The organism is Silvanigrella paludirubra (genome assembly GCF_009208775.1).
Classification (GTDB): Bacteria; Bdellovibrionota_B; Oligoflexia; order Silvanigrellales; family Silvanigrellaceae; genus Silvanigrella; species Silvanigrella paludirubra.
In genome coordinates this window covers 140205-155042 of record NZ_WFLM01000003.1, presented here as the reverse complement: position 1 = coordinate 155042, position 14838 = coordinate 140205, and the positions used below count along the sequence as shown (strand labels likewise).

Here is a 14838-nt window from a genome sequence, read left to right as displayed (position 1 = left end):
TTTATTACTCCTTCCAAGGAAAATCGGTAAATATTGCGGTTACGCCCATATCAAATAATTCATTTGCTCTTTTTTGATCATTAACTGTATATGTAAGTATGGGATAACCTTCATGCGTTATCTCATTTATCATTTCTTTATTCACAATTTCGTGATCAATATGTATGGTTTTTGCTTGAACCTCTAAAGCTATTTTTTTCCAATCGTGAGGGAGTGTCTCAAATAAAGCTCCAATAATCAAATTTGGATCGACTTTTTTTGCGGCCACAAGAGATTCCATGCTGAAACTAGATACTAATGGCGGTGGAAGATTTTTAGGCCATTTGTTTTTAATTTCATTAGCTATAGCAATGGCAGTTCTTTTTTCTCTTGTAGGACAAGGCTTGATTTCAATATTTGCACCTAAGTTTAATTCACTTAAAAGTAAAAATGTTTCTTCTAAAGTTGGAATTTTTTCATTAGTAAATGTGGAATTAAAATAAGATCCTGCATCAAGATTTTTTATTTCAGACCACTTCGAATTTATAATGGTACCTTTGCCATTTGTTGTTCTATCGAGATCATCATCATGCATGATAATAAGGACACCATCTTCGGTTTCTTTTACATCGAACTCAACCCATGTAGCACCAAGTTCTTTTGCTTTGCGAAAAGAAACTAAAGTATTTTCTGGTGCAAGTCCTTTTGCTCCTCTGTGGCCAATTATTCTGGGAATTTTTGTGCTTGTTAACATTTTTACTCCTTTTACAGTTCATTGACATGAATTGATATTCTGGCATATAGTAAAGTGATTTTTGAATTTTACAAGTTTACTTTTATTTAAAATACTTTCTTTAATAGTATGGAATCTTAATTTTGAATCAGTTATGATTTTGATCTGTGAGTTACCTTATAAGGTATATAAAGTAAGAAAGTAATTTTCATGAAAATATTTTACAGTTCTCTCCAAAAAAAACATGTCATTAAAAAAGAAGTTTATAATGGAAAAGCACACCCTTATAATGATAAGGTGGGCCGCATAGATTCAATATTAAAAGCTTTTAAACAAGTTGGTCATTATGAAATCATTGTGCCCGAAATTTTACCTTATGATGCATTAACTACAGTTCATGATGAAGATTATCTTCATTTTTTGGAGTCCTCTCAAAATTTAAAAAATGATGAAATTATTTGTCCTTACGTGTTTCCTTGCGATAGTCGTATTCCAAGACATGAACCTTTTATTCCAAAACGCGCTGGTTATTATTGTTTTGATGCAGGTACTTCTTTAATGAATAACACTTGGAATGCTGCTGTTGCTTCTGCAAGTGCTGCTTATTCTGCTGCTTTACACACCAAAAAAACAGGAGAAGCGACTTATGCATTATGCCGCCCTCCAGGACATCATGCTTCAAAAAATATGTTTGGAGGCTATTGTTACTTAAATAATGCCGCTATTATTGCAAAATATTTATCAAAATCGGGAAGTGTCATGATTGTGGATTTTGATTATCACCACGGAAATGGGACTCAAAGTATTTTTTATGATTCATCTGAAGTTTTTTATTTTAGCATTCATGCACATCCTTTAGTTGAATATCCTTACTTTACAGGATTTGAAACCGAAATTGGAATAGATGATGGCGTGAGTTATAATTTAAATGTTCCTTTAATGCCATTGTCTTCACCTAATGAATATTTTAAAGCTCTTTTAAATGGAATAAATAAAGCTTTTAAGGCTATGGAACCTGACTATTTAATATTATCGGCTGGTTTTGACATTGAAGCTGGTGATCCCATTGGTCACTTTAATATTAGCATTGCCGATTTTCAAAAATTAGGCCGTGAGTTTCGTAAATTAAATAAAAAGACAATTATTCTGCAAGAAGGTGGTTATTTAGTAAGTGAACTTGGAACAAATGTAGAAAGTTTTTTAAATGGGTTTCAAGCATAGACAGAGAATTGTATTTGTATTTATTTCTTATTAAGATGAATTTTTTTTCATAAAAAGACAATTATTCCTTATTTTAAGATTCATATTAGTTAAAATATTAATACTCAAAAAAATTATCATTATTTTAATTATCTAAAAAATAAAAAATATTATACTATATTATAATAATATAGATATTTTAATGAAGTTAATCAAGCTTTAAAGCTTGATAATATTTTTAATTTTAAATAATAGATATTAATTTTAATGAAGTATTGGTTTTTATAATCTTTAATTTATGAGGAAAATTAAATGGATTTAATTTTAAAAAGAGAAATTGAATTAGAAAACGAGTTTATTTTTAATGAATTTTTTAAAAATGGTATTTTAGAAAAATACTTAATCGAAAGAGTTGATGTTAAAGAGTATTGGGAAATATATTATAGCGATTTTTTTGACCACTATCCAGATGAGTTATTTTTTATCAGAGAAGATTTGTTAAATGAAGAGCAAAAAAGAAGTGATTTAAATTAAGCATATTAGATGAAAGTAAACAAATATCAAATAATTTGATCTTGAAAGATAAAGAAAAAGATAAAAATATTGCAATATTTAGAAGTGAACAAAAAGAAATTGATATATATTATATGCGCCATTCTATAGTTTATTCTGATTATCGTGGGTTAGGAATTTATTCAGATTATCTTGATAAAATAATCGAATAATTCAAGCTAAATTAAAAAAAGAATTTTATATTAAAGGAGTTGAAACTCATTCTGATTTTGGCTTGAATTTATGTCTTTCTCATTTTCTAAATGAAGATTTGAAAAAAGCATTTTTCTTTAGATGTGGTATGATTGAATTTTCAAAAAATATGTTTCATAATTCAGAAGGGAATTTAGTTAAATTTAGATAAATTAAAAGAAATTAGTCTTTAATATTTTTTTACCCAACTTGCATCTTAATTCAAAAGTGCCTAATTTTTCAAATTTAGTTACTTTTGAATTTTTATTTTTTAATATACATTTTTTATAAGTAAAATTAAAAAGGAATATCATCATCCATTGGGCGTGAGTTGCTGCTAAATGCTTGGCTGTTATTATTGTTTCTTTGTTGTTGTGGCGCAGAGTCGTATCCACTTGGACCAGAATAATAATCGTTTGTATCATTAATTGGTGGAATTTCATTCATGTCACGGCCAGGCGCAGAGTTCATGCTTTCTAAAAATTGCATATTATTTGCTACAATTTCTGTTGTATAGCGTTTTTGACCTTGCTGATCTTGCCATGAGCGTGTTTGAAGTTTTCCTTCAATATACACAAGACGGCCTTTTTTTAAGTATTTATGTGCAATTTCTGCTTGTCTTCCCCAAAGAACAACTCTGTGCCACTCTGTTCTTTCTTCTTTGTTGCCGTCTTTGGTCCAGGTTTCGCTAGTGGCAATGCTGAGGGTGCAGACTTGTTGTCCACTTGTGGTGCTGCGGATTTCGGGTTCTTGTCCTAATCTACCCACAAGAATGACTTTGTTAACTCCAGACATAAGAAACTCTCCTTAAGGTGCTAATAATGGGAATGGGGAAATAGCTCTGCCCACACAATAGGCTTATAGTGGCTGTTCTGAGGCGTCAATCGTGTTTTAAAGGCTTAGTCTTTTTTTATTTATATTGAACAGTTACTGATCGCTTGTATTTAATAACCAAAATGTCAAAAAAGTAAACATAAAATATTACAGCATATTTTAAAGTTTTAGTAGAAATTAAGATATACTTTCCGATAGACTCCCTAAGTTGTAAATGCTGAAATTTGTAACAGTATTAAACTTGCAGCAGCATTTTTATAATGCTAGTTGTTATTAGTAGTTTATAGTCTGTTAGCTGCATTTTAGCTTTCATGAATTATTCTTTTAGTAGTTGTAACTGCTGTATTTGTTTGGATTTTATGGAGAAAGTATGAATAACTTCCAAAGAACGTTGAAGCGCTCTGTATCCTTCGCTGGTATTGGAGTTCATTCAGGAAATTTAATTTCCGTTGAAATTCGTCCTGCTTCAGCTAACACAGGAATTGTTTTCCAACGTACTGATCTTCCTGGTAAGCCTTACATTAAAGCAGACGCTTTATCCGTATTTGATACAAGTTTAGCAACCCGTATTGGTACAAGTGAAGCCTATGTTTCTACAATTGAGCACTTGATGGCAGCTTTTTTTGGATTTGGTATAGATAATGCCGTTATTTCTATAGATAACAGTGAAATGCCTATCTTAGACGGTTCTTCAGCACCCTTTTTAGTTCTTTTAAGCGAAGCAGGAATTGAAGAGTTAAAAGAACCCAGAAAAGTTATAATTGTAGAAAAAACAATTGAAGTGGTAGATGAAAAGAACCCTGCCCGCTTTATTCGTATTGAGCCTTCAAAACAACCGCTCATTTCTTACGCAATCGATTTTGAAAATATAGTGGCTATAGGTCGTCAATCTATTTCAATGGATTATACGGCAAAAGCTTTTTGTGAATACTTTTCTTTTGCGAGAACGTTTGGTTTAAAAGAAGATATTGATTTTTTACATTCTCGTGGCCTTGCAAAAGGTGGTTCTATTGAAAATGCGATTGTAGTTTCAAGAACAGAAGGTGTTTTAAATTCTCAAGGTCTTCGCAATGAGCAGGAGTTTGTAAAACACAAGGCTCTTGATTGCATTGGTGATCTTCATTTAATTGGTATGCCTATTTTAGGCCATGTTATTGCTCATAAAGCAGGACATGATCTTCATAATAAACTTGCAAGAGCAATTTTAAGTGAAGTTTCTTCAAGAAAAATTATTATTCCTTCTGCAAAAGAGACAAGTCGTCTTAAATCTCTTCTCTCTTTCCCAAAATCTCTTGCGGAAGTTCAAGTGAATTTTAACGGACTAGCTATTGGTTAAGTTAAATATTAATAACTTAATTATAGCTTGTTTGTTTCCCTCTTACGAAATCAATTTCTTTCATATAAAAATAAAAATGTAGATAATATCTGAATAATTAAATATACTTTATATCAACTCATGATTATAATCTGAAATTGCAATAAAAAAAGTCTATGACTTGTTGACTCTTTTAAGATCAAGGTTAAGTTTTGTCCGCAACCGTGTTTTTTTCTGTCGAATCGCATGCTAAACCCCCGACAGTTTCCTGGAGTATTATTAGATGACTACAAAACGCAATTATTATGAAATTTTACAGGTATCCAAAACTGCTTCTACAGAAGAAATCAAAAAAGCTTATCGTAAACTTGCTGTTCAATACCATCCTGATCGTAATCCTGGTGACAAATCAGCAGAAGAAAAGTTTAAAGAAGCTGCTGAAGCTTATGAAGTATTAAGTGATCCAAATAAACGCCAACGTTTTGATCAATTTGGTCATGCTGGTGTAAATGGAGCAGGCTTTGGCGGAGCTGGATTTGGCAATGTAGACGATGTCTTCGAGCATTTTGGTTCTATATTTGAAGATCTATTTGGCATGGGAGGCGGAAGAAAAAGAGGCGGTGGAAATAGAGCTCGTAAAGGGGGCGATCTCCGCTATGATCTCAAAGTTTCTTTTAAAGAATCTGTTCTTGGAACTGAGAAAAAAATTCAAATTCCAAGAAAAGCATCTTGTGTTTCCTGTGAAGGATCGGGAGCTGCTAAAGGAACAAAACCAGTTACTTGTTCAACATGTCGTGGTCAAGGTCAGGTTGCGGTTCAACAGGGTTTCTTTACTTACGCTTCTACATGTCCTGACTGTAACGGCAGTGGTAAAAGTATTTCCACACCATGCGGTGATTGTAAGGGAACAGGGTTTCAAACGAAATCATCAAATATTAATGTTAAAATTCCAGCCGGAATTGATACAGGCATGAGACTTCGCGTAACAGGCGAAGGTGAAGGCGGTGTAAATGGTGGACCTGCTGGTGATCTTTATGTGTTTATTGAAGTTGAGGCTAATCCTTACTTTAAGAGAGAAGAGTTTGATCTTGTTTACTCGCTTAAAATCGGTGTGGCGCAAGCAATACTTGGCACAGAAGTAACAATAGACTGCTTTGAAGAAGAGCCTCGTAAAATTGAAATACCTGCAGGAATACAACCAGGCCAACGTCTTGTTGTCCAAGGTGCAGGGATTCCAAAATTAGAAAAATATGGTAGAGGTAAGGGAGACCTCGTCATAGAAGTGAGTGTTGAAATTCCTACGAAAGTTAATAAAGAGGCGGAAGAACATTTAAGAGCTTTTGCTCAAAAAGTTGGGCAAAACGTAAAAAATAGCAATGGTTTTTTTGACAAAATATTTGGGTAATACAATATGAAAATACATTTTTTTAATACGCTTACTGGAAAAAAAGAAAAATTTAACACATTAAATGAAGGTAAGGTAAAAATGTATTGTTGTGGTGTTACTCCTTATGGAAACACACATATTGGCCATAGCCGCACTTTTTTTTCTTATGACTTATTATATCGTACATTAGTTGATAATGAAATGAACGTAGAATGGGCTAGAAATATAACAGATGTCGATGATAAAATTATACATAAAGCAAATCAAGAAGGTGTTTCTTGTGCTGATATTGTATCACGTTATGTTTCTGAGCAAGACGAAATGCTTGAGCTCTTTAATTTACAAAGACCACAGCATGAGCCTAAAGTTACAGAAAATATTCCTCAAATTATTTCGTTAATAGAAAAATTAATTCATAAAGAATTAGCATACGTAACAAACTCCGGAGTTTATTATAGAGTCCGTAAGTTTGCGGAGTATGGTAAGTTAAGCAAAAATAAAATTGATGATTTAAAAAAAGGTGCTCGCATTGAAATAGATGAAGCAAAAGAAGATGCTCTCGATTTTGCACTATGGAAATTTGCAAAAGAAGGTGAAATTTATTGGGCTTCTCCATGGGGAAATGGTCGTCCAGGTTGGCATGTGGAATGCTCTGCTATGATCCATTCTTTATTTGGTGATTCTATAGATATTCATATGGGAGGAAGAGATCTTATATTTCCGCACCATGAAGCTGAAATTGCACAGTCTGAAGGAGCAACAGGAAAACCTTTTTCATCTACTTGGCTTCATGCAGGTATGGTAACGCTTTATGGTGAAAAAATGAGTAAAAGTACAAATCATTTTGTTGCTATTAAAGATTTTTTATCGAAATACCCTTCTGAAGTATTAAGGTTGGTTTTTTTGTCGATTTCCTATGGGCAACCACTCGATTTTACCTTTGAAATGACGACAGAAAACTTAAAAAAACTGGCAAAAATTTATCGTTTTGTTTCTTTAGTAGATGAGTATTCAAACCAAAATACAAATCATGATAATCAATCTAGCGAATTTATCTTTACGGAGCTTGAAACTTTAATACCAAAAATGAGAGAATTTTTAGCGGACGATTTAAATAGTAGTGCTGCCCTTGCTGTATTTTTTGATTTTATTCGAAATATAAATACAAAACTAAGTGCTCTTGAAAAATCGGGAAAAATTTTGTCAGAAAAAGATATAACTATTTTAAAATCAAAATGGCCAGAATTTAAAAACTGGATGAAAAATGCAATGGGTCTACTTGTAGAAGAGCCAAATGTATTTTTTGAAAATTTAAGAAAATATAATTTAGCTTCTGAAATATCTTCTTCCGAAATTCAACAAAAATTAGAAGAACGAAAAAGGGCTCGAGCAAATAAAGATTGGGCAAAATCAGATGCAATACGAGATGAGCTTTTGGCACAAGGTGTCCAAATTCAAGATGCTCCTTCTGGAACAAAATGGACTATTATAATATAGTACATTTTGTGGCTAAATTATAATAGTCCATAAAGCTAATTTTACTTAATTTAATAAAAATAATTAGGAGTTTTGTGTGAAAAAAACAATATTATCTTTTCTTTTAGTTCTTTCTTTTCCTTCTGTTTATGCTTGTTCGGATCATGAATCAGCATCAAATAATATAAAACACGAAAAAACAGAAAAATGTGAAGATTTAAATTGTGTTCGGAAGCATATTGATGAAATAAACAAAGAAATTATATCACTATTAGCGAAAAGAATGGAATATGTAAATCTAGCTGGTGAAATTAAATTAAAAAATAATATAGCAACTGCTTATGATAAAAAAAGATCGGATCATGTTGTAGATACTGCTGAAGAGTTTGGTAAATCAAAAGGCCTTCCAGAAGGATTTACAAAAAGTGTATTTCAAGTAATCGTTGATAAATCAGCTGAAAATGAACAAAAAAATATGGATCAAGTTAAAGTAAAAAAATAAATATCTATTGTTGGTAATGTATTTTCTCATTTAAGTAAAATAATAATATTTCTTTAATTATTTGTAAAATTTATAAATATGTGATATTTTCTCAAAGTTCAATGAATTTATTCTATTCAATTGAACATATTTAATAATAGCAAAAAATAAAAATCAAATACGCATAGCCTAAAATTTAAAGGTAAATAACTATAATGAAATTTGTAATTATAACTATACTACTTTTATTTTCAAATATTTCTTTTGGAGTAACAAATTTTATGAACCAAAATAATGGAAATATTATTTATTATTGCTCAAATAAAATAGGACAGCCTTGGCTGGAAAACTCTTCTTATGATTGTTGGTCCCATTTTATGACAGCTGTTTTAGGAACGCTAATTTATGTTGATAATAATGGCGATCTTGTTCCATCTATGGTTGAATCTTTTAATTGGGATTTTGAAAAAAATTATTATAAATTAAAATTAAGAGAAAATCTTGTTTTTCATAATGAAAGAAAAGTAACAATTGAAGATTTAGAGTTTAGTATTTTACGATCTTTTTTTGCAAAAAATCCAAATAATGAAGGCGCACTTGCGCTTTATAATTTAAAGGGTGTTGAAAAAATAAAACATGGACAACCCTACAAGTCAGGATTGGTTGAAGGAGTAAAAATATTAGATAAAAATACACTTGCATTAGTGCCTAATACTTATAATCCTTCATTTTTATATAATTTATCTCGTGCTCATTACTCTCTTGTTCCTTATGAAGAATATAATGATGATTTAATGACTTGGAAAAAATGGCCTGTTGGTGCAGGTGCATATAAATTAATAGAAGAAGATAAAAAAAATAGATCCTATCAGTTAGTGCTTGTAGACAGCAAGAATTATCCAAGAGCCCCAAAATCAATTTACTTTGAACAAGAACGTATTTTAGAGCCAGATATCACATTAAAAGACTCTTTGTCTTATAATAACAGTAAGTATAATAAGGAAGTATTGTCTTTTCCATATATGCAAAGAAATATTAATTTTAATTTTTCATCACCTTTAGGAAGAAATAAAGATTTTAGAAAAGCAGTTTCTTTAGCAATTTTTCGAGATGAAATAGTAAAAGCAACAGAAATAGAAACAAAACCTTTAAATGAGATGATTACAACAAGTAGTTTAGGAAGAATAAATGTTTTAGAAAATTATAATTTAAAAGAAGCTTCTCGTTTATTTGCTAAAGTATTAGAAAATCAAAATACAAAGGTTTTTAAAATTCCATATTCTTACGATAAATCACTTTTTGGCGAAAAATATAGAGAGGTAATTGTAAATCAACTCTCTAAAGCGGGATTGCAAATTGAATTTTATGAAGGTAAAAATCTTTGGGAACCCTATACAAATGAATTTCAAAATTCACCTTTTAGCCTAGATTCTTTAATGTCAGACGCTTTTGATTTTATATCAACTTTTACAGGTTATGCAAAAAGTGGAGGAGCTTCAAGTAGTGTTTATTATTACGAAACGGAGACTCTTGAAAACTTAATTCAAATAGCAAAAATTTCTAATAATCGTGAAATCTTAAATGAAAGACTTAAAAATCTATCAAAATATTTCCACGAAAATGTTATTATGGTACCTTTATTTGAAACAAATGCTGTAGTCATCTATAAACCAGAAAAAATAGAATCATTAGGAAAACAATTTGGCGAATCTATTTTTTATTTACATAATATAGAAATGAGATATGAATAAATAAATTAATTATTCATCGGAGAGTTCAGGAAATCGGCTTAAAATAATTTTTTCAATTTCAACAGAATTTTCTTCGAGTGCTTTTCCAGTAACATCTAAAACAGGCCATCTTTTGTTTTTTTTAAATATTTCTCGGCTCCATTCTAGCTCTTCAAATATTTTTTCAATATCAGCATAGTCACCAATGTCATTTGTACCTAACGCTTCGATTCTTGCTACTCTAATTTCAGCCAAACGAGTTGGGTCAATAATAAGTCCTATTATTTTATTTTGATCTACTTTTGAAAGTTCAATCGGTGGATCAATTCCAGGAACTAAAGGAATATTTGCTACTTTATAGCCCTTGTGTCCCAAATACATTGAAAGTGGTGTTTTAGAAGTTCTAGATACACCAATTAATATAATATCTGCTTCTGGTAAATCACAAGAAATAACACCATCATCATGTCTAACAGTATATTCAATGGCGCTTATGCGTTTAAAATAACCTTCATCTAATTGTCTTAACAAGCCTGGTATAGAACTTGGACGCCTTCCTAATTGCTCAGATAATGTTTCTAAAAGTGGAAATAAAACATCAACAACCTTCACACCTAATTGCATAGAACGAGATATTAAAAAAACTCTAAGTTCAGGATCAACTAAAGTAGCAACGACTGTCGCATTTTTATTTTTAGCGGAAAGGAGCATTTCCTCCAACATTTCACGACTTCTTACTTTATTATATCTTTCAATATGCATTTCGGCGTGTTCAAATTGAACTCGAACAGCTCGAACAATACTTAATGCTGTTTCTCCTGTACCATCTGATACTGTAAAAATATTTGGAATACTTAAATTTGTATTCATTTTATTCATATTTAATCCTCAAATCTCGAAAATAATTCTAATAAATTTTTTGTAGGCAGTGTACAGCCTTTTTTATTACAAAAAGAATATTCAACTTCAAAATTAGGAGCAAATAATTCTTTAATGTAATCATGAATATTTTCTAATTCATATTTTGAATTTAACACACCACCTAAAATAGAATAATCATTTAAATGATTAACACAAGCTGAATAGGCTGAGTGAAAGTTTTGAAGAGGGACAGAGATGTTATTTTTATTATTGATAATAATAACATTTTTATATTCTAAAAATTTAATTTTTTGAAGCATCTGAGCGCAAGCGGTAGGTATTTTTTGAGATAAAATAACTGTATTAGATACAGAAATTAAAGCAAGTGACTCAATCATTTTGTGATCGCTTGATGAAATTTTATTATAATTGTCTGTACTTCCTAGCCAAAGAATAAACTTAGTTAAACTTCCAAATATTGCAGAATTTGCACTATATATTACATTATCTTCAAATTTAATTGGCCTATTAATAAGATCTTTATCATTTCTTGAATAATATAAAGTTCCTGAAATAGGATCTACATAATTTTTATGAATTGTTTTAATAATTTCTAATATTTCTTTGATTAAACTTTCGCAACCCGTAATTAAAATACTTTCAATACATGCTTCTAGTAAGAAACCCAAATCGTCTACAAAAGGAGATATTTTTGCATGTCCATTCGTATAGACATGAAAATATCCCTGTGGTGATTTAAAGTATTTAAAAATATTTTGAATTAAGCTTAAACCTTGTTTAAGAAAATCGGAATTATTCAAAGTAATAGAAGATTGAATGAGCGCAGTAGCAGTAAGTGAATTCCATGAAAGTAGGCATTTATTATCAAGTCCTGGTCTTACTCTTTTATTTCTTTCATTAAATAAAATTTTTCTTATTTCGGAATAAAATGCTTTACCATCTTCTACAGAAATTGATATTTCATCACAAAACTTTTTAAAATCATTTGGGATTGTTAATATATTAGTGCCTTCAAAATTACCGTTATTTGTTACTTTATATAATCTTTTTGCAAATTCAAGAAGTTCATAATTGTTTTTAAATATTTCTATGAATTCAGATTCTAAAAAAGTATAAAATAACCCTTCTTCTCCTTCACTATCAGCGTCTTCTGCACTAAAATACAATCCTGATTTTTTGCACTTTAAATCACGTTCTAAATATTCAAAAATACTTTCAGATACTTTTTGAAATTCAAGAGATAAATCTTTATTATTTTCTTTTAATAAATTACTAGCAATAGCGTATAAAGTAAGCATTTGGGCATTATCATATAACATTTTTTCAAAATGTGGCACTAGCCATTTATTATCAACGCTATAACGAGAAATTCCTCCCCCAATTTGATCTATAATGCCACCGCATCTTATTTTGTCTAATGTTAAAATTGCATGAGCTTTGTTATGTTTGTTATTTGATAATAACATAGCAGATATTTTAGATGGTTGAGGGAATTTTGGGGCATTTCCAAATCCTCCATTTATTTTATCTGCATCCATTTCTAGTAATTCAAGAAGAGAATTATAAGTTGGTAATAAGTGATCTACTATTTTATCTATTGTTATATTTTGATCTGAAATATGATTTTCTAATTTAACTAAACTAGATTCCATTTTACTTTCATTTAAATAATGAATAATTTTAGAAGATCGTTCTTCTGTTTCTTGATTATTTTCTAAATAAAACTTAGATATAGTTTTAAGTACGTCTTTAAATGAAGGATAATTATTTTTTGATTCTAAGGGAAAATAAGTTCCACCATAAAATGGTTTTAGATCAGGAGTTAAAAAAACACTTAACGGCCATCCACCATGTTTAGTAATGAGCATGACGGCTTCCATATAAATTTCATCAATATCTGGTCTCTCTTCTCTGTCTACTTTAATATTAATAAACAATTCATTCATTAATTTTGCAGTTTCAAAGTCTTCAAAGCTTTCATGTGCCATAACGTGACACCAGTGACAACTAGAATATCCAATTGATAAAAATATTGGCTTATTTTCTTGTCGTGCTTTTTCAAATGCTTCTTCACACCAAGGGAACCAATTTACAGGATTGTTTTTATGCTGCAAAAGATAGGGACTTGTTTCTTTATTTAACTTATTTTCATTTTCCATTTTAATTTCCTGTTAATAATATCTTAGTTATTTTCTGGATTTATAATTTTATCAGAAATTATTTTTTGAATTTCTTTAGAAGATATATCTTCTAAATTTTCTTTAAATCTTGATATATAAATTCTTCTAATGATAAACTCTTCATCTACTCTATTAATAAGAGTACTGTGATTTTCAACGGGCTCAAGGTACCTTAATGAATGAACATCTTTAATAATAATTTTTAAATTATTTTTAGAAGAATTTTCTTTTCCTTTTGGAGAAAAATTAGTTAAATTTGTACTATTTTCTATAATTTCAGCAGGGCAATCTATTTTTTGTAAATAGTTTGTAATTGTAGGACATAAAGAAGGAATTGTTCTTAAAGTATTTTTAGGAATAAATTCTTCATAAACTCTTTTCCAAAGTTTTCTATTATAAATTAAATCGGTTAAAATTTCTTTAGTAAATGGTTTTAAATCCGAAGCATAATTTTTTTCTATATAGGGGAAAAAACTATGTTCATCAATAGCAAGATATTCATCAATTTGAATAGGTAAATTAAAATTAGGAAAATTTTTGTTAATATTTTGAAGCATTGCTTCGCACGCTGTTACTGTTTTATGAAAATAGACTTGTTGGTACATGCTCCAACGAGCCCGCAAATAATCTTCAAAAGCCGATATTCCACTTCGTCTTAATGCTAAGTGATATTTATTTGTTTGATGATTCAAATAAAATCCAATGGAATCTAAAATTCTTCCTAAATCAAAATATCCATAAATGATTCCGCATTCTCTTGAATCTCTTAATAGATAATCCATTCTATCGGCATCAATTTCACCACTTACGATTTCATGTAATAAATTTTGTAATCTGCTTTTATGCAGATCTCCATTTGGGTTTGGCGATACGGAAAGGTCTAAAATAGCACAAATATCTTGTCCCATTTTTTCAGATAAAAATTCATCTTCATTGTTAAATAATTTTGAAACAATAATTAAGGTATAGACTTCATGGCGAATTTTAAGTTCATTTAAATTGAAATTTTTTTCTTTTAATTTTTTAATTTTATTTTTAAATGCTGTTTTAAGCCATAAGGGAACATTTAATTGGTCTAAATGTTTCCCAAAAAATTCCCATGTAACCATAAACCGTTCACCAGAATGGCTATAAGGTGCGTGGCCTATGTCATGTAATAGTGCGGAAAAACGAAGGCATTGTGTCAAATAAGGGCAAGTTTCTAAATAATGCAATGCTTCTTTTGTCATGCTTAAAGAACCATTTAGTTTTTCGTTTTCTAAAAAAAATTCTTTTGTATGTTTTGGAGTGTCTTCACAAGATAGATCTAAAGCTTCTAGAAGTCTTTTTTGGTTATTTATAATTGAATTTAGCATTAGATCTGCAACATGCATAACCCCAAGAGAATGTTCAAATCTTGTATGGGTAGCACCAGGAAAGGCGTACAATGTAAAAGCGGTTTGGGTTATTCGTCTAAGTCTTTGAAATTCTTTGGTATTTATGATTTTTTTTTCATGCTCTGTAAATGGTATGGTATCATGCAAAGAATCTCTAATTTTACCAGTAAAAATAAGTTTTAATGTTTTTTTGTCAATTATAGAATATCCTTTACGAGCTATTGTGAGAGCCATTGAGTCTCCTTTTAAATGCCACTCTATAAAAAAGTTATTAATGTTAAATAGGTGCGCAATTACTATGCAAAATAAATTGACAAAATTGGTTTGTCTAGGTAAATTAGATGATGCTTTGACTTGCAAAAACAGGCTTCAAAAGGTCGGTTTTTTAATACAATAAGTTTAGGTTTAACTAATTTCAATGGCGTGATTTGCTTTAGCTTTTGTTTTTTTACTCTTTTTTGATTCAACCAGAGTTTTATAAAAAACATTCTCTAAGGCGACTCACTATTAGTTTTTTTGAG

The 14838-nt window shown here is 30.0% G+C and carries 12 protein-coding genes; 7 read left to right on the top strand and 5 right to left on the bottom strand.

The features are described from left to right. Positions 1–4 precede the first annotated feature (4 nt). Positions 5–733 carry a glycerophosphoryl diester phosphodiesterase gene (locus tag GCL60_RS08215; RefSeq protein ID WP_153420104.1) on the bottom strand — a complete coding sequence of 243 codons (729 nt, stop codon included), beginning with the start codon at positions 731–733 and terminating at the stop codon, positions 5–7. A gap of 189 nt (positions 734–922) precedes the next feature. Here GCL60_RS08215 and GCL60_RS08210 point away from each other — a divergent pair, with 189 nt between their 5' ends. Together GCL60_RS08210 and GCL60_RS08205 are read left to right on the top strand one after the other, a co-directional pair. Beyond that, positions 923–1933 (top strand): histone deacetylase family protein, encoded by a 1011-nt coding sequence (locus GCL60_RS08210; protein WP_153420102.1) that lies wholly within the window; start codon positions 923–925, stop codon positions 1931–1933. Positions 1934–2224: 291 nt separating this feature from the next. Beyond that, positions 2225–2446, top strand: coding sequence for a hypothetical protein (locus GCL60_RS08205; protein ID WP_153420100.1), 222 nt, complete (start codon positions 2225–2227; stop codon positions 2444–2446). 507 nt (positions 2447–2953) lie between these two features. Here GCL60_RS08205 and GCL60_RS08200 read toward each other — a convergent pair. Next, positions 2954–3451, bottom strand: coding sequence for a single-stranded DNA-binding protein (locus tag GCL60_RS08200; RefSeq protein WP_153420098.1), 498 nt, complete (start codon positions 3449–3451; stop codon positions 2954–2956). A 409-nt stretch (positions 3452–3860) separates the two neighbouring features. Here GCL60_RS08200 and lpxC point away from each other — a divergent pair, with 409 nt between their 5' ends. The 5 genes from lpxC to GCL60_RS08175 all read left to right on the top strand — a co-directional run bounded on the left by lpxC (position 3861) and on the right by GCL60_RS08175 (position 9900). After that, positions 3861–4826 (top strand): UDP-3-O-acyl-N-acetylglucosamine deacetylase, encoded by a 966-nt coding sequence (lpxC, locus tag GCL60_RS08195; protein ID WP_153420096.1) that lies wholly within the window; start codon positions 3861–3863, stop codon positions 4824–4826. Between the two features lie 262 nt (positions 4827–5088). After that, the gene (gene dnaJ / locus GCL60_RS08190) at positions 5089–6210 is read left to right on the top strand and encodes a molecular chaperone DnaJ (RefSeq protein WP_153420094.1); all 1122 of its coding nucleotides are present in this window, start codon (positions 5089–5091) and stop codon (positions 6208–6210) included. Between the two features lie 6 nt (positions 6211–6216). After that, the gene (cysS, locus tag GCL60_RS08185; RefSeq protein WP_153420092.1) at positions 6217–7689 is read left to right on the top strand and encodes a cysteine--tRNA ligase; all 1473 of its coding nucleotides are present in this window, start codon (positions 6217–6219) and stop codon (positions 7687–7689) included. Between the two features lie 76 nt (positions 7690–7765). Next, a complete protein-coding gene (locus tag GCL60_RS08180) occupies positions 7766–8170 on the top strand; it encodes a chorismate mutase (protein WP_153420090.1) in 405 nt (134 codons plus the stop codon). Between the two features lie 194 nt (positions 8171–8364). Next, positions 8365–9900: an ABC transporter substrate-binding protein gene (locus GCL60_RS08175; RefSeq protein WP_153420088.1), complete on the top strand. Its 1536-nt coding sequence runs from the start codon at positions 8365–8367 to the stop codon at positions 9898–9900. Between the two features lie 9 nt (positions 9901–9909). Here GCL60_RS08175 and GCL60_RS08170 read toward each other — a convergent pair whose 3' ends face one another. The 3 genes from GCL60_RS08170 to GCL60_RS17490 are packed head-to-tail and all read right to left on the bottom strand — an operon-like array spanning position 9910 to position 14551. Next, on the bottom strand, positions 9910–10758 hold the full coding sequence (locus tag GCL60_RS08170) for a pyruvate, water dikinase regulatory protein (protein WP_153420086.1): 849 nt from the start codon (positions 10756–10758) through the stop codon (positions 9910–9912). A 2-nt stretch (positions 10759–10760) separates the two neighbouring features. After that, on the bottom strand, positions 10761–12920 hold the full coding sequence (locus GCL60_RS08165; RefSeq protein WP_153420084.1) for a thioredoxin domain-containing protein: 2160 nt from the start codon (positions 12918–12920) through the stop codon (positions 10761–10763). Positions 12921–12943: 23 nt separating this feature from the next. Then, the gene (locus GCL60_RS17490) at positions 12944–14551 is read right to left on the bottom strand and encodes an HD domain-containing protein (RefSeq protein ID WP_153420082.1); all 1608 of its coding nucleotides are present in this window, start codon (positions 14549–14551) and stop codon (positions 12944–12946) included. Between the last annotated feature and the right edge of the window lie 287 nt (positions 14552–14838).